The organism is Amycolatopsis sp. FU40 (genome assembly GCF_021903635.1).
GTDB classification, from domain to species: domain Bacteria; phylum Actinomycetota; class Actinomycetes; order Mycobacteriales; family Pseudonocardiaceae; genus Amycolatopsis; species Amycolatopsis dendrobii.
The window spans coordinates 1791953-1808509 of sequence record NZ_CP091381.1; the positions used below are offsets into that span (position 1 = coordinate 1791953).

General features: G+C 73.7%; 5 protein-coding genes. 3 read left to right on the forward strand and 2 right to left on the reverse strand.

Translation table 11 applies throughout. The annotated features are described in order from the left end of the window. Positions 1–6: 6 nt before the first annotated feature. Entirely contained in the window at positions 7–1689 is a 1683-nt protein-coding gene (locus L3Q65_RS09330) for a non-ribosomal peptide synthetase (RefSeq protein WP_237599351.1), read from the reverse strand. After that, positions 1686–2927: an acetyl-CoA carboxylase biotin carboxylase subunit family protein gene (locus L3Q65_RS09335; protein WP_182895155.1), complete on the reverse strand. Its 1242-nt coding sequence runs from the start codon at positions 2925–2927 to the stop codon at positions 1686–1688. Before L3Q65_RS09335 ends, L3Q65_RS09330 begins: the two co-directional genes overlap by 4 nt. A gap of 150 nt (positions 2928–3077) precedes the next feature. Between L3Q65_RS09335 and L3Q65_RS47580 the strand changes: the two genes are divergently transcribed. The 3 genes from L3Q65_RS47580 to L3Q65_RS09350 all read left to right on the forward strand — a co-directional run bounded on the left by L3Q65_RS47580 (position 3078) and on the right by L3Q65_RS09350 (position 16552). Then, complete coding sequence (locus tag L3Q65_RS47580; RefSeq protein ID WP_182895156.1) at positions 3078–3560, forward strand: transposase; 483 nt, start codon at positions 3078–3080, stop codon at positions 3558–3560. 234 nt (positions 3561–3794) lie between these two features. After that, positions 3795–5036, forward strand: coding sequence for an aminotransferase class V-fold PLP-dependent enzyme (locus tag L3Q65_RS09345; RefSeq protein ID WP_237599352.1), 1242 nt, complete (start codon positions 3795–3797; stop codon positions 5034–5036). Between the two features lie 17 nt (positions 5037–5053). Next, on the forward strand, positions 5054–16552 hold the full coding sequence (locus L3Q65_RS09350) for a non-ribosomal peptide synthetase/type I polyketide synthase (RefSeq protein WP_237599353.1): 11499 nt from the start codon (positions 5054–5056) through the stop codon (positions 16550–16552). Positions 16553–16557 lie beyond the last annotated feature (5 nt).

Sequence of the window (16557 nt, forward strand, 5' to 3'; positions counted from 1 at the left end):
TGCTGGTCAGTGTTCTTCCAGTGAACGGGCCAGTTCGCCTGCGGTTTCGGCCAGCAGGAGGTCCGCGAGTGCGATCGGGAGTCCGGTGGCGCGCCGCAGTTCCGCGGCGACGCGGTTCATCCGCAGCGAATCGCCGCCGAGTTCGAAGAAGTTGTCGTCCATGCCGACCGCGTCCACGCCCAGCACCGCCTGCCAGGTCTCGGCGACCAGCTTCTCGGCCGGGGTGACCGGTGCCGGGCCTGTCTCGGCGGACGGCTCGCCGGGCACCGGCAGCGCCGCGACGTCGACCTTTCCGTTGGGGGACAACGGCAACGCCGGAAGCCGCAGCACCGACGACGGCACCAGGTAGGCGGGCACCCGCTCGGCCAGCCATGTCCGGAGCGCGCTGAGGTCGGCCTCGTCCCGCTCGGGCACCACGTACGCGAGCAGCCGGGAGCCGCCCGCCTCGTCCGGTACGCCGACCGCGGCGGCGGCGCGGACGTCGGGGTGCTCGCCGAGGACGGCTTCCAGTTCGCCGGGTTCCACCCGGAAGCCGCGGATCTTCACCTGCCGGTCGGCCCGGCCGAGGAACTCCAGCGCGCCGCCGGGCAGACGCCGCACCAGGTCGCCGGTGCGGTAGCGGCGCGTGCCGTCCGGGCCCGCGACGAACCGGGCAGCCGTCGCGCCCGGCCGGGCGTGGTAGCCGCGGGCCAGGTTCGGGCCGCTCACGTACAGCTGCCCGGTTTCCCCGTCCGGCACCGGGGCCAGCCGGTCGTCCAGGACGTGTGCGGCGACCCCGGCGAGCGGCCGCCCGATCGGCATCGTGGACCGGCCGTCCGCGGCCAGTGCGCCGAGGCCGGGCTGGAGGGTCGCGAAGGTGGTGCACTCGGTCGGCCCGTATCCGTTGACGAGCACCGTTTCCGGCGCGAGCGCGGCGGCTTGGCGGACGACGTCGGCGCGCACGGTGTCCCCGCCGGAGAACAGCAGGCGCAACCCGGCCGGCAGGCGCTTCTCCGCGGTCACCAGTTCGTGGAACAGCCCCGCGGTGAGCCAGGCGACGCTGACCTCGGCTCGCTCCATGAACTCCAGCAGGTCGCTGGTGCCGAGCGCGCCGGGCGGTGCGACGGCGAGCGTGGCGCCGCGGGCGAGGGCGCCCCAGATCTCGAAGGTGGAGGCGTCGAAGGCGAGCGGCGCGTACTGCATCACCCGGTCGCCCGGCTCGATGCCGAGCCCCGGCTGGGTCACCAGGTTCGCCACCGCCTCGTGGGTGGCCGCCACGCCCTTGGGCGTCCCGGTGGACCCCGAGGTGTAGACCAGGTACGCGGGATTGCCCGGGAGCGGAGCCTCGGGCAGTGCGGTGTCCACTGTGGAGTCGAGATCGGCGGTGCCGGCGAGGACGAGCCGGGCCCCGGAATCGGCGATCGTCCGGGCGCGGTGCGCGTCCGGGTGGCCGGGATCCAGCGGGACGTAGAAGCCGCCGCATTTCAGCACGGCGAGCATCAGGAGCACGGCTTCCGCACTGCGCGGCACCTGGAGCGCGACCGGGGTTTCGCGACGCACGCCCAGCGCGGCCAGCGCGGCCGCCAGCTCGTCGGAGCGGGCTTTCAGCGCGGCGTAGGTGAGCGTGCCGCCGGGGTGGTGCAGGGCGATCGCGTCGGGTGTGACCGCGGCCTGGCGGTCGACGAGTTCGGGCACGGTGCTGCCGGTCATCGGGCCACCTCCGGTTCGGCCGCCGGGCGAAGGGATTCGCCGACGAGCTGGCTGAGGAAACGCAACTGGGCGTGGTCGGCCACGGCGCCGTACACCGTGCCGACCCGGCTGCTCGCGCCGGTCGCGACGGCGGGCAGCACGCGGGGCAGGTCGGCGAGGTCGACCTTGCTCACGCCGGGCAGGGCGCGGACGGCGGCCGCGCCGCTGATCCGCCGCACCACCCTCGTTCCGTCCGGCGCCAGCACGAAATGCTGGAAGGACACCCGGTCCCAGCGCGGCCGGTCCGGGACGCCGGCGGCGCCGAGCGCGGCCAGCAGGGCGAGCCGGACCAGGTCGGGGCCTCCGGCGCGGCGGACCAGATCGGCCACGTGCCCGCCGAGCCGTCCGTTGACCTCGATCAGCCGGGGGCCGTCGGCGGTCAGCTTGATCTCGGTGTGCGTCAGGCCGTGCCGGAAGCCGAGCGCGGCGAGCGCGCGCCGGGTCAGGTCTTCGGTCTCGGCCCGCAGGTCGCCGGGAAGGTCCGCCGGGACGAACATGCCTGTCTCGCGGAAGCCCGCGGCGAGCGGGAGTTTCCCGGTGACCGCGAGCGGAACCGTGACGCCGCCGGAGGTCAGCGACTCCACGCTGACGTAGTCGCCCCACCCGCCGAGCGGTTCGCCCTGGAGGAATTCCTCCAGCACCAACCGGTCTTCGGGACCGGCGAGCAGCCGCCGGGCCCGTTCCCCGCCTTCGCCGGCCGAGGTGACGAGCGAGGTGTTCCGGCTGGACCCGCCGACCGCCGGCTTGAGCACCGCGGGCAGGCCGACTACGGCGAGCGCGGCGTCGAAATCGTCCGGCGCGTCGACGCGGGCGATGCGGGTGGCGTCCACCCCGGCCGCGGCGAACGCGGCCCGCTGGGCGGCCTTGTCGGTCAGGAGCTCCGCGGTTTTCCGGTCCTGGTAAGGAAGTCCGAGCGCCTCGGCGAGTCCGGCGGTGCGGCGGAGCTGGTACTCGGCGAAGGTGACGATCCCGGCCGTGTCCCGGCGGCGCAGTTCCGCGGCGGTGCGCCGCAGGTCCCAGCCGGTGGTGTCGAGGGTTTCGCCGAGGTCCGCGAGCAGCCCGGCCACCTCGGCCGGATGCTCGTCGGCCCGGTCGTAGACGAAAACCGGGGTGCACACGCCCCGCGCGGCGCGCAGCACGTCGGCGGGACCGGCCGAGCCGAGGTCGTAGACGACCGCGACCCTCGGCGGTGCGGGCATAGTTCGCTCCCGGAGTGCTTTTCGGGGGGATTTTCGCGCCCCGACTCTATCGGCGGCCCCGGGTTCTTGTCATCGACGGCGAATCGCGGGAAATAGCTGCGCAATGAACGCGATTGCCCGATCGGCGGGCGCGGTGCGATGGTCTTTTTCATGGCCGATGCGTTGATGCGGAGAGTGGTTCCCGACGAGTTGTGGGAATTGGTGGAACCTGTGTTGCCGAAAGCCCCGAAACGTCCGCAGGGCGGCGGCCGGGCCCGCGCCGAGTCGCGCCGGGTGTTCGCCGCGGTGGCGCTGGTGCTCAGCGGAGAGACGTCGTGGCGGGCGGTGCCGCCGTCGCTCGGGGTCGCCGTGCCGACCGCGCACCGCTGGTTCGCGCGGTGGACCGAAGCCGGGGTGTGGGAGCGGCTCGCGTTCGCCGCGCAAACCCGGGAAATCGACCCTGAGCTGGACGAATGGCTCACCTTCCTGGTCGAGGCGGCGACCGCGAGGGCCGGCGCGGCCGACCGGCGGAGCATGTCCGCGATGGCCGCGGGAACGCGGGTCGAGGCACCGGTGCGGCTGCCCGGCCAGGTCCGGCGCGAGGATGTCCAACCGAGACGGCGCGATTCCGGGCCGGTCCGCGTCGCGGTCTGATCCGACCTGCGGAAATGCGCGGGAGACAATCGCGGCGACGCTGTCTCGGACCGGTGTTCGAGGCTGCTTGCCCCCGCGCTTTCCGGTGGTACTGTCGAACTCGTCCGGCGATCGGAAACTGATTGCCGGAATATGTTCCGCGACCGGTCCGGCCGCGTCCGTTTCTTTTCCGGCGCGCCATTGCGGATCCGGTTTTCCCCTGCTTGCGGCACTGATATCTCGGAGGTTGCTGGCGTGTGCGGCGGTCGGATTGAGCTAGCCGATCCGGAGGCGGTCGGCGGCGCGGCGCGCTTCGACATCGCGCGGGCGCGGGCGGAGACCGCCGGCTGCGGCGGGGTGATCCATCTGAACAACGCGGGTTCGGCGCTGATGCCGGGGCCGGTGCTGGACCGGGTGGTCGGGCACCTGGAACTGGAGGCGCGGATCGGCGGGTACGAGGCCGCCGAACTGGCCGAGGCGGAGGTGTCCGGCGTCTACGAGTCGGCGGGAGCCCTGCTCGGCTGCCTGCCGTCGGAGGTCGCGCTCACCGAGAACGCCTCGCGCGCCTGGCAGGCCGCGGTGCAGGCGGTCCCGCTGGCGGCGGGGGACCGGATCGTGGTCGGCGCGGCCGAGTACGTGAGCAATCACCTGGTGCTGCAAGCGGTCCGCGAGGCGACCGGGGCCACCGTCACCGTGGTCCCGGACGACGAGCACGGCCGGTTCGACGTCGAATTCTTCCGCGGCGTGCTCGACGAGCGCACGAAACTGGTGGCGCTGACCCACGTTCCGGTCTACGGCGGCCCGGTGAACCCGGTGCGCGAGGTCGGCGGGCTGCTCCGCGACGCACCGGCGTTCTACCTCGTCGACGCGTGCCAGACAGCCGGGCAGCTGCGGCTGGACGTGGCGGCCATCGGCTGCGACCTGCTGACCGCGGCGGGCCGCAAGTACCTGCGGGGCCCGCGCGGCACCGGGCTGCTCTACGTGAACTCGGCGCGGATGCCCGAACTGCGCGGAGCCTGCCTGGACACGCGCGGCCTGCGCTGGTCGGGCAACGGCGAGGTCAGCGCGCGCCAGGACGCGCGGCTGTTCGAGAGCTGGGAGGCCAGCTTCGCGATCCGGCTCGGGCTCGGCGCCGCCATCGACTACGCGCTCGCCTGGGGTCTCGACGCGATCTGGGAACGGATCCGGCTGCTGTCGGCGCGGCTGACCGAACGGCTCGGCTACGTGCCGGGCGTGCTGCTGCCGGACAACGCGGCCGTGGCGCCGAGCGGGCTGGTCCGGTTCCGGCTGCCGGGGGCCGACCCGCACCGCATCCGCCGGGAACTGCGCCGGGGCGGCGTGAACGTGTCGGTGTCCGAGCGCGAGCTGGCCCCGCTGGATCCCGCGCAGCGCCGGGAAACCGCGCAGCTGCGCGCCTCGGTCCATTACTACAACACCGAAGACGAGATCGACCGCTTCGGCGACGCGCTCGAACTGCTGCTCAAAAAGGACGCCTGAGAACAGGGGAAGACTCGATGGAGCAAGGAACCGGGCTGGAGATCGCCGTGGTCGGCCTCGGCGGCAGGTTTCCCCAGGCCCCGGACGTCGCGCGGTTCTGGTCCCTGCTGTGCGACGGCGCCGAAGGCATCCGCGAACTGACCGAGGACGAGCTTCGCGGGTCCGGTGTGGACAGTGCGGAAGCCGCGGCGGCCGGGTACGTGCGCGCGGCCGCGGTGGTCGAGGGCGAGGACCGGTTCGACGCCGGCTACTTCGGCTGCACCCCGCGCGAAGCGGCGCTGCTCGACCCGCAGCAGCGGCTGTTCCTGGAGTGCGCGGCCGAGGCGCTGCAGTCGGCCGGGCACGACCCGGAGCAGGAACCGGGCGCCATCGGCGTGTTCGCCTCGGTCAGCGTCAACGAGTACGGCCTGCGCAACGTCTATCCGCACCGCGGTCTGGACGACGTGGTCGGCTACCTGCAGAAGCTGCTGGCCAATGACAAGGACTTCATCGCCAGCCGCACCGCGTACAAGCTCGGCCTCCGCGGACCCGCGGTGACCGTGCAGACCGCGTGCTCCAGTTCGCTGGTCGCGATCCACCTTGCCTGCCAGTCGCTGCTGGCCGGGGAGAGCGATCTGGTGCTGGCCGGCGGGGCCACGGTGCGGGTGCCGCAGCGGATCGGGTACCACGGCGGGGAGAACGGCATCGCCTCGCCGGACGGGCACTGCCGCCCGTTCGACAAGCTCGCGGCGGGCACGGTTCCCGGCAACGGCGCCGGGGTGGTGGTGCTGCGCCGGCTGCAGGACGCGCTCGACGACGGCGACCCGGTCCGCGCGGTGATCCGCGGTTCGGCGATCAACAACGACGGTGCGGCGAAAATCGGCTACACCGCGCCGAGCGTGACCGGGCAGGCGGAGGTGATCCGCGCCGCGCTGGCCGCCGCCGAGGTGCATCCGGACACCGTCGGCATGGTCGAGGCGCACGGCACGGCGACCCCGCTGGGCGACCCGATCGAGGTCGCCGCGCTGACCCAGGCCTACCGCTCGGCGGGAGCCGCGGGCGAACGGTACTGCGCGCTGGGCTCGCTCAAGGGCAACGTCGGCCATCTCGATTCCGCGGCGGGCGTGGCCGGGGTGATCAAGGCGGTGCTGGCGGTCGAGGCGGGCCTGATCCCGCCGAGCCCGCATTTCGCCGAGCCGAACCCGGAGATCGATTTCGCCCGCAGCCCGTTCTACGTCAGCACGGGCCTGCACGAGTTCCCCGGCGACGGCCCGCGCCGGGCCGCGGTCAGCTCGTTCGGCATCGGCGGCACGAACGCGCACCTGCTGCTGGAGCAGCCGCCCGCCAAGGCGGAGCACAAGCGGGTGCGCGCGGCCGAAACGATCGTGGTTTCGGCGCGGTCGGCCGCCGCGTTGCAGCGGTCCGCCGAGCGGCTCGCCGACCACTTGGCGGCCCGCGAGGGGACGAATCTGGCCGACGTCGCGCACACGCTGCAGACCGGCCGCACGGCGATGGCGCACCGCCGGGCCTTCAGCGCGCACGACGTCGAGGAGGCGGTGCGTGCGCTGCGGGATCCCGAGGCGGGCGCCACCGCCGAAGCCGGTGAAGGCACCGCCCCGGTGGCTCTGCTGTTTCCCGGACAGGGCAGCCAATACGCCGGCATGGGCAGCGGACTGCACGCCGAGGAGCCCGCGTTCCGCGAGGCGCTGGACGACTGCGCGAGCCTGCTGGACTTCGACCTGCGCGCGCTGCTGTTCACCACGGGTGACGAAGCGGCGGAACGCTTGGCGCGCACGGAATTCACCCAGCCCGCGTTGTTCGCCGTGCAGTACGCGGTGGCGCGGTTGTGGGAGTCGCGGGGAGTGCGGCCCGCCGCGATGCTCGGGCACAGCATCGGCGAGTTCGTCGCGGCTCATCTGGCCGGGGTGTTCAGCCTCGAAGACGCGGTGCGGCTGGTGGTCCGGCGCGGCGAGCTGGTGCAGCGGATGCCCGGCGGGGCGATGCTCGCGACCCGGCTTCCCGCGGTCGAACTGGCCGCCCTGCTCGACGGCGAGGTAGCGCTGGCGGCGGACAACGGCCCGGCCGATTCGGTCGCGTCCGGTCCGGTGGCGGCCGTCGAGGCCCTGCGGGACCGGCTGGCCGAGCGCGGGGTGCGCACCCGGTTCCTGCGCACGGCGCACGGGTTCCACTCCTCGCTGGTGGACCCGGTGCTCGGCGAGTTCCGCGCCGCCTTCGACGGCGTCGTGCTGCACGCGCCGCGGATTCCATACGTCACCAACGTGACCGGCACCTGGGTCCGGCCGGAGGAGGCGACCGATCCCGCGCACTGGGTCCGGCACCTGCGGGGCACGGTCCGGTTCGCCGAAGGCGTCCGCACGCTGCGCGAGGAGGTCGGCGGCGTGCTGCTCGAAGCCGGGCCGCGGCGGACGCTCAGCTCGCTGGCCGCCGCGCAGACCGGAGCCGAAGGCGTCGTCCCCACGCTGCCCGCCGCCGATCCGGCCACCGAGGGCGCCCAGCTGGCCGCGGCCACCGGTGCGGTGTGGGCCGGGGGAGTGCCGGTCGACTGGGCGGGGCTTCGCGGGGCGGAACGCCGGTCCCGCGTCGAACTGCCCGCCTATCCGTTCGAACGGCGGCGGTACTGGATCGACCCTCCCGCCGACGACGGCGCGCGGGCAGCGGGCCCGCGGATCCGGACCTGGGAATCGGGTGCCTCGCCCGCTGAAGGCGGACCGTTCCTGCTGCTCGCCGAACCGGACCACCCGCTGGCCGCCGAACTCGGAAACGCCGCAGCAGCAATGAATCCGGACGACGTCGAGGCCGCCGCACGCGAGCACGGCCCGCTGCGGCTGGTGACCTCTCAGGAACCGGACCGCTTCGAACACTTGGTCTCCGCCGGGCTGCTCACCGGCATCACCGTGCTCGCCCAGGGCGGGCTGGCGGTGGAAAGCGCCGATCGCGCGAAGGAGTTCGCGGTCACGGTGGCTGCCGTCGGAGCGCACCGGGTGGTGGACGTGGACCGGCTCCCGGCCGGTGGCCGCCGGAGGGCCGCGGTAATGCGCTCGGTGCTCGCCGACGCTTCGTCGGTCGAAGGGCCGGAGGTCGTGGCGTATCGCGGAGAGCGGCGTTACGTGCCGGGGCTTCGGCCGGTGGACAGTGGCGGGCAGGGCTGGCTGCGTGCGGGGAGCACCTTCGCGGTGGCTGGCGCGCGCGGGCCGCTCGCCGATGCACTTGCTGATGTCGCGGTTCGTCCCGCCGCTGAACTGGGTGCCGCGGACGGTGTGCTGTTCGAAGGCGGCCCGGCCGGGGACGTCGAGCGGATCGGGCGCGAACTGCTCGAGACCGCCGTCCGGCTGAACGCGGAAACCGTGCTGCTGGTGCTGCCGTGCACCACCGGCCAGGAGCGGGTTTTCGCGCGCCGCCTCGGCATGTTCGCCGCAGAAGCCGACGTGGACTGGGTCGTGCTGGAGTGGGACGGCGAGCCGCGGCCTGGCGAATGGGCCGCGGCACTGGCCGCCACCCGTGCGACGACGCTGAGCGCGGCTGCCCCCGCCTCGGCGTGGGTCGACACGGGGGACACCGAGGAAACCCCGGTGGAAACGCCGCCGCGGACCGCTGTCGAGGAGCAGGTCGCCGGGGTGATGGCGAACCTGCTCGGCGTGCCGGATGTCGGGCTGCGCAAGGACTTCTTCGCCCTCGGCGGGCATTCGCTGCTCGCCACCCAGCTGGCCGCCCAGCTCGCCGGCCGCTTCGGCGTCGAGCTTTCGGTGCGGGACCTGCTCGCCGAACCGACCGTGGCGGGCATCGCCGCGGCGCTCGACGGGCTGCGCGCGGCACCGGCCGCGCAGGCCCTCCCGGAACTGCGCCCGACGCCCGCCGACGGCCCCGCCCCGGCGTCGTCGACCCAGGAAAGCCTGTGGTTCCTTCAGGAACTCGATCCCGGCAGCGCGTTCTACGTGATGGCCAACGACGTCTGGCTGACCGGCGAACTCGACACCGGCGCCCTGCGCGCGGCCTTGGCCGAACTGGTCCGCCGCCACGAAACGCTGCGCACCGCGATGCCGCTCGCCGACGGCCGCCCGGTGCAGGTGGTCGGCCCGCCGCGCGAGCAGCCGCTGCCGGAGCTGGATCTGTCCGGTGCGGACGATCCGGAAGCCGAGGCCGCGCGGATCGCCGCCGGATTCTGCCGCGAGCCGTTCGACCTGCGCGCCGGGGACTTCCTGCGGACGCGGCTGCTGCGCCTGTCGCCGACGCGGCACGTGCTGCTGGTCTCGACCCACCACATCGTCTCCGACTACTGGTCCAGCGGCCTGCTCTTCCACGAGATCTTCCGGCTGTACGAGTCCTTCGCCGCCGGTCGCGCGCCGGAGCTGCCCGAGCTGGCCGTGCAGTACCGCGACTACGCGCGCTGGCAGGCCGCCGTGCACGAGGGCCGGTACCTGGACGACCAGATCGCCTACTGGAAGCAACGGCTGGCCGGGGCCGCGCCGCTGCTCGAACTGCCCGCCGACCGGCCGCGTCCCGCGGTGCAGAGCCGCCGCGGCGGCTGGCAGGAGTTCTCGCTGAGCCCGGCCGCCGCCGACCGGCTCAAGGAACTCGGCCGGGAGACCGGCGCGGCGCCGTTCATGGTGCTGCTGGCCGCGCTGAAAGCCGTGCTGCACCGCTACACCGGGCGCGAGGACCTGCTCGTCGGCACGTTCAACGCCAACCGCACCAAGGCCGAGCTCGAACCGGTGATCGGCCTGTTCGCCAACACGCTGGTGCTGCGCACCGAGGTCGGCGGCGAGCTGAGCTTCCGCGAGCTGCTGGCCAGGGTGCGCGACACCTGCCTCGGCGCCTACCAGCACCAGGACGTGCCCTTCGAACGGCTGGTCGACGAGATCGCGCCCGGCCGCGACCTCAGCAGCAACCCGCTGTTCCAGGTGATGCTGGTGCTCGAATCCGCGCCGGTGGGCGAGATCGGGGCGAGCGGGCTGGAGGTGGACGTCCGCGCGCTGGACAACCGCACCGCCAAGTTCGACCTGCTGTTCATCGTCTTCCCGGGCGAGGACCGCGGCGCCTTCCACGGTCTCGTCGAGTACAACGCCGACCTGTTCGACCCCGGAACCGTCGAGCGGATGGCCGGGCACTTCACCACCTTGCTCGCCGCCGCCGTCGAAGCGCCGGACACCCCGGTCGGCCGCCTGCCGCTGATCCAGGCGGGCGAGCGGGCCCTGCTCTCGCGCTGGGCCGGGAACCCGGACCCCGAGCCCGCCGGAGAAACCCTCGTCGACCTCTTCGAACGCGAGGCCGCGGCGAACCCCGCACGGCCCGCCGTGCGCACCGCGGACACCACGCTTTCCTACGGCGCGCTGGACGAATCGGCCAACCGGCTCGCCCGGCGGCTGGCCGAACTCGGCGCCGGGCCGGAAGCGCCGGTCGCGGTCTGCCTGCCGCGCGACGAGCGCCTGGTGGCGACCCTGCTCGCGGTGCTCAAGGCCGGATCCGCCTACGTGCCGCTGGACCCGGCCTACCCGGCCGAGCGGCTGGCCTTCATGCTCGCCGACTCCGGCGCCTCCGTCGTGGTCGCGACCGAGGCGGACGCGGCGGCGCTGGCCGGTTCTCCCGCGTATGTGCTCCGCCTCGACGATCCCGCCGAAGCCGCCGGGATCGCCGGGCACGCGGCGACTCCGCCGCAGCGGCGGCTGACCTGCCGTTCGGCGGCCTACCTGCTCTACACCTCCGGCTCGACCGGACGGCCGAAGGGCGCGATCACCGAGCACGGCGGCCTGCGGGTGCTGCTGGACTGGGGCCGCGGCCTGTTCTCCGACGAGCTGCTCGCCGGCATGCTGGCCTCGTCCTCGGTCTGCTTCGACTCGTCGGTGTGGGAGCTGTTCCTCCCGCTGAGCCACGGCGGCTGCGTGGTGCTGGCGGAGAACGTGCTCGCGCTGCCGCGGCTGCCCGAGCAAGTGGCGGCGGCGGTCCGGATCGTCAACACCGTGCCGTCGGCCGCCGCGGAACTGGCCAGGACCGGCGGGATCCCGCGCGGGGTCGAGGCGGTCAGCATGGCTGGGGAAGCCCTGCCGAACGCCGTGGCCGCCGACCTGCACCGGCTGCCGGGCGTGCGCCGGGTGCTCAACCTGTACGGGCTGACCGAAGCCAGCGTCTACTCGACCTTCGCGGACCTGCCGGGCGGACCGGCGGACGGCAACGCGACCATCGGCGCTCCGGTGCCGGGTGTTCGCGTCTTCGTGCTGGACGAGCGGCTGGAGCCAGTGCCGCTCGGCGTGCCGGGAGAGCTGTACGTGGCGGGACCGGGCGTCGCGCGCGGCTACCACGACCGGCCCGCGCTGACCGCCGAGCGGTTCCTGCCGGACCCCTCCGGCACGCCGGGATCGCGCATGTTCCGCACCCGCGACCTGGCGCGCTGGCGGCCGGACGGCACGCTGGAATTTCTCGGCCGCGCCGACCACCAGGTCAAGGTCCGCGGGTTCCGGATCGAGCTCGGCGAGGTCGAAGCCGCCCTGCGCGGCCGGGCCGGGGTGCTCGAAGCCGCGGTCACGACAACGACCGAACGCGGCGGCACCCAGCTGGCCGGTTTCTACGTGCCGGACGGGGAAGATCCCGGCGAGGACGCGATCCGCGCCGCCTTGCGCGAGATCCTGCCCGAGTACATGGTGCCCGCGCACCTGCGCCGCCTCGCCGCGCTGCCCCGCACGCCGAACGGCAAGTTCGACCGCGGCGCACTGCCCTCGGTGTCCGCTCGGAGCGACGGTCCGCGCGGCGCCGCGCGGACCGCCGCCGAAGAGGTGGTCAGCGGGATCTGGGCGAAGGTGCTCGGGGCGGGCGAGGCCGGCCCGGAGGACAACTTCTTCGCGCTCGGCGGCGATTCGCTGCGGAGCCTGCGCGTGCTGGGCCTGCTGCGGGAGCGGGGATTCGCCCTCGAACTGCAGGACCTGTTCCGCTGCCAGACCGTCGCCGAGCTGGCCGCCGCGCTCGAACACGGCGGCCAGGTCCCGGAGCCGACCGCGCCGTTCGACCTGGTGTCCGGAACCGACCGTGCGCTGCTGCCGGACGGCCTCGCCGACGCCTACCCGATGGCCGCGGCGCAGGCGGGGACGCTCTACCACAGCACGATCGACCCGAACACGCCGATCTACCACGATCTGATCGGCTACCACGTCCGCGCGCCCTACGACGAGCAGGCACTGCGCGGCTCGCTGGCCGCGGTGGTCCGCAGGCATCCGGCGCTGCGCACCTCGTTCGACCTCGTCGCGTACAGCGAGCCGATGCAACTGGTCTGGGACAGGGCCGAACTGCCGCTCGAGTTCGGCGATCTGCGCGAACTCGCCGCCGCCGAGCAGGAATCGCGGATCGAGGCGTGGCTGGAGGAGGAAAAGACCCGCGGCTTCGACTGGACTCGCGCGCCGCTGGCCCGGATCAGGGTGTTCCGCCGGGCGGCGGACCGCTTCACGGTCGTGGTCAGCTTCCACCATTCGATCCTCGACGGCTGGAGCATCTCGACGCTGTTCGGCCACTGGCTGAGCGACTACCGGCGCCGGCTGCGAGGCGAGCCCGGCGGGCTGGACGAGCGGGACGCCGGCGCCTACCGGGAGTTCGTCGCGCTGGAGCGCCGCGCCGCGCGCGACCCGCAGCAGCGGGATTACTGGTACCGCAAGACCAGCGCGCTGCCGTCGCTGCGGCTGCCGGAGACCGCGGGCACGGTCGCCGGGCCGCGGGGCGCGGCACGGCAGTACGTGCTCGACGGCGGGGTCGCCGACCGGCTGCGGGAGGCCATGCGCGCCGAAGGGCTCACGGTCAAGTACGCCTGCCTCGCCGCGCACCTGTGGGTGCTCGGGCAGGTGACCGGGCACGCCGAGGTCTACACCGCGCTCGCCGCGAACGGACGGCCGCCGCAGCCGGGCGTCGCCGAGGAATGCGGGCTGTTCGTCAACGGCGCGCTCGTGCGCACCACGCTCGCCGACGGCAGCTGGACCGATCTCGCGCGCACGGTGTTCGACGCCGAATGCGAGCTGATGCCCTACCGGCACTTCCCGTACGCCGAGGTGCACCAGCTCGCCGGGCCGGGCCTGGTCGTGGAGACGGGGGCGAACTTCGTCCGCTATCTCGCCTACGAATCCTTGGCGGACAACGAAGACGTGCACGTGCTCGACTCGACCCTGTTCGAGGAGACGGAATTCCCGTACGCGGTCTACTTCGTCGCGGACCCGCAGAACGCCGAAATCCTCATCCGGGTCCAGTACGACGGGCACCGCTTCGGCCCCGACTGGATCGACGAGGTCGCCGGGCAGTACCTGGACGCGCTGGAACGGTTCGCCGCCGATCCTTCGGCCCGGTACGGAAAGCCGGCCGGGTTGACCGACCGGGTGGCGCAGCGGTTCGGCCTGCCGCCGGGCGGGATCGAGCGGATCAGCGCGTTCACCCCGGTGCAGCGCGACCTGTATCTCGAACACGCGGCCCGGCCCGACGTCGGCGCGTTCATCCCGGCCTTTTCGCTGGATCTCGGACCGGACGGGGACGCCGAGCGGTGGCGTGCCGCGGTGCGGTCGGTCACCGCGGCCGAGGAGCTGATGCGCTCCGCGCCAGTGCTGCTCGACGGGGAACCGGCGCTTGCCGTGCTCGCACCGTCCGAAGCGGACTGTCCGCTGCTCGACGTGCGCGAGGCGGCCGAGCAGCCGTACGGCCTGCTCGACGCGATTCCCGAGCACGCGCAACGGCCCTACGCCCCGGAGGGCGAGCCGCTGATCCGGCATCTGCTGGTGCGGGACGAGCACGGGCATCTGCAAGCGGTCGTCGGCGCGCACCACGCGGTGATCGACGGGCCGTCGGTGCCGCTGATGTTCCGGCGGCTGGTCGACGCCTACCGCGGCGTCGCGGCGGAACGGGACGGCGCGGAGTCGTTCCTCGACCGTGTGCCCGAGATCGCCGCGCGGTTCGACCGCCCGGAAACGCTGGACTACTGGCGCGGCCTGGCCGCCGGTTCGGCGGCGCTGGAGATCCCGCCGGTGCCCGAGGGCGACGGCCGGGCGGTGCTGCGGCCGATGGCTTCGCTGGAAGGCGAGGACCTGGCCGCCCTTCGCGGCTGGTGCGAGGCCAACGGGCAGCGGCTGCCCGGTTTCCTGCTCGCGTTGTTCGCCGTCTTCGCCGGACGGCATTCGGCGGGGGACGACGACTACTTCGTCTACACGCTCGCCGGCGGCCGTCCGCCGGAGCAGGCCGGTTCCCTCGGCTGCTATCTGCACGTCCTGCCGGTGCACGTGCCGCGGCCGGGGCCGGCGGAATCGGCGGCCGAGTACGCCGCGCGCTTCCGGCAGCGGCGGCGGGACGCCCGCGGACACGAGGCAGTGTCCGCGTTCCAGCAGCGCCGGATCCTGCCCGAGGACAACCTCCGGTTCGTCTTCAACTTCCTGCCCGCGAACCTGGTCGCGAAGGTCGGCGGGGACATCGGGTACGCCACCTACGAGGACGTGCCCTTCGACGAGGCGCATCTGACCCTGCGCGAGTACGAGGACCACGTCGAGCTGCTCTTCCAGTGCGCGCCGGAGCTGTTGTGGGGCGAGCATTTCGCCGCAGAGTTCGCCCGGTTCGCGGTCGCCGCGGTGTCCGGCGGCCCGCTGTCGGCGGTGCCGTCGGTGCACGGCGAAGCGGAGGCCTGGCTGAAGCGGGTCAGCGCCGGCGCCGTCGGCGAACCGGGCTGGGACACGGTGCTGGAGTGGGTCGAGCACACGGCGGCAGCGCAGCCGGACACCGTGGTGCTGTCCGAAGGGGACCGGCAGTTCACCCACCGCGAACTGGGCGAGCAGGCGAACCGGCTGGCCAGGGAACTGGCCGCGCTGGGCGCCGGGCCGGACGAGGTGGTCGCCGTCGCGGTGCCGCGCTCGGCCGAGCTGGTGGTCTCGCTGCTGGCTGTCGTCAAGACCGGGGCCGCGTTCCTGCCGGTCGACCCGGAACTGCCCGCCGAGCGGACGGCGATGATGATCGGCGACGCCGGCGTGCGGCTGGGCGTCACGGTCGCCGGCGCCCTGCCGGTCCTGCCGGAGTCGAACTGGCTGGTCCTCGACGACGACGCCACCGCGGCGCGGCTCGCCGAATCGCCTTCGCACGACCTGAAACCGGAGATCTCCGCCCGCACGCCGATGTATGTGCTGTTCACCTCGGGGTCCACGGGCAGGCCGAAGGGCGTGGTGGTCGAGCACGGCGGCGCGGTGAACCGGCTGCGGTGGATGCAGGACGAATTCGCGCTGACCGGCTCCGATGTCGTGGCGCAGAAGACGCCCGCCGGATTCGACGTGTCGGTGTGGGAGTTCTTCTGGCCACTGGTCGCCGGTGCGCGGCTGGAGGTGCTGCCGCCTGGTGCCCACCGCGATCCCGGTCAGCTGGTGAAGGTCGTCCGCGCGGCGGGAGTCTCGGTGCTGCACTTCGTGCCGTCGATGCTGAGCGTGTTCGCCGAAGACCCCGAAGCGCCGGAATGCACGACCGTGCGCGACATCGTGTGCAGCGGCGAGGTTCTGCCGGGTGCGCTGCGGGACCGGGTGGCCGCTGTGCTGCCGGGGGCGCGGCTGCACAACCTGTACGGCCCGACCGAGGCTTCGATCGACGTGACGCGCTGGGCGTGCGCGGAGGATTCCGGGCCGTCGGTGCCGATCGGCCGGACCGTGCCGAACACCCGGCTGCACGTGGTCGACGCGGCGGGCGGGCTGGCCCCGCCGGGGGTGGCGGGCGAATTGTGCATCGGCGGGGTGCAGGTGGCCCGCGGGTACGCCGGCCGCCCGGGGCTGACCGCCGAGCGGTTCGTGCCGGATCCCTGGGGGCCGGCCGGTTCCCGGATGTACCGCACCGGGGACCGCTGCCGGTGGCGCGCGGACGGCGCGCTCGACTACCTCGGCCGCGACGACGGCCAGCTCAAGATCCGGGGCCAGCGCGTGGAACTGGGCGAGATCGAGGCTGTGCTGGCGCGGCACGAGGGCGTGCGGGAGGCGGTGGTCCGGGCCCGCGACGGCGGTCGCGGCGAAGGCGACGTGCTGCTCGACGCCTACCTGGTGCCGTCCGGCTCCGGACTGTCCACAGAGGACGTCCGGGCGCGGGCGAGGGCAGTGCTTCCGGGCTACATGATCCCGGCGACCTGGACCGTGCTGGACACGCTGCCGGTCACCGCGAACGGGAAGCTGGACCGCCGTGCCCTGCCCGCTCCGGCCGACGCCGCCGGAACCTCGGCCTCGGCGGTGCCCGCGACGGAACTGGAGAAGGCCATCGCGGCGGTGTGGGCGGAGACGCTGGGCCGTCCGGTGCCCGGGGTCACGGACAACTTCTTCGACCTGGGCGGCCATTCCTTGCTGCTGCTGCGGGTGCACGCCCGGCTCCAGCGGGCGCTCGGCAGGCCGCTGCGGATCGTGGACCTCTTCAGCCATCCGACAGTGCGCGCGCTCGCCGCGCATCTCGGCGGCGCGGACGGCGGCGAACCCGTCGCGCCGAGGGCGGGCAGGCGGCGGGCCGCCGCCGAACTGCGGCAGAAACGCCTCGGGGCCAGGGGCGCGCGGTGAACGAG

Bases quoted from the DNA above. Each gene is read 5' to 3' on its own strand.
- L3Q65_RS09330 (WP_237599351.1), bottom strand. From the start codon at position 1,689: ATGACCGGCAGCACCGTGCCCGAACTCGTCGACCGCCAGGCCGCGGTC.
- L3Q65_RS09350 (WP_237599353.1), top strand. From the start codon at position 5,054: ATGGAGCAAGGAACCGGGCTGGAGATCGCCGTGGTCGGCCTCGGCGGC.
- L3Q65_RS09335 (WP_182895155.1), bottom strand. From the start codon at position 2,927: ATGCCCGCACCGCCGAGGGTCGCGGTCGTCTACGACCTCGGCTCGGCC.
- L3Q65_RS47580 (WP_182895156.1), top strand. From the start codon at position 3,078: ATGGCCGATGCGTTGATGCGGAGAGTGGTTCCCGACGAGTTGTGGGAA.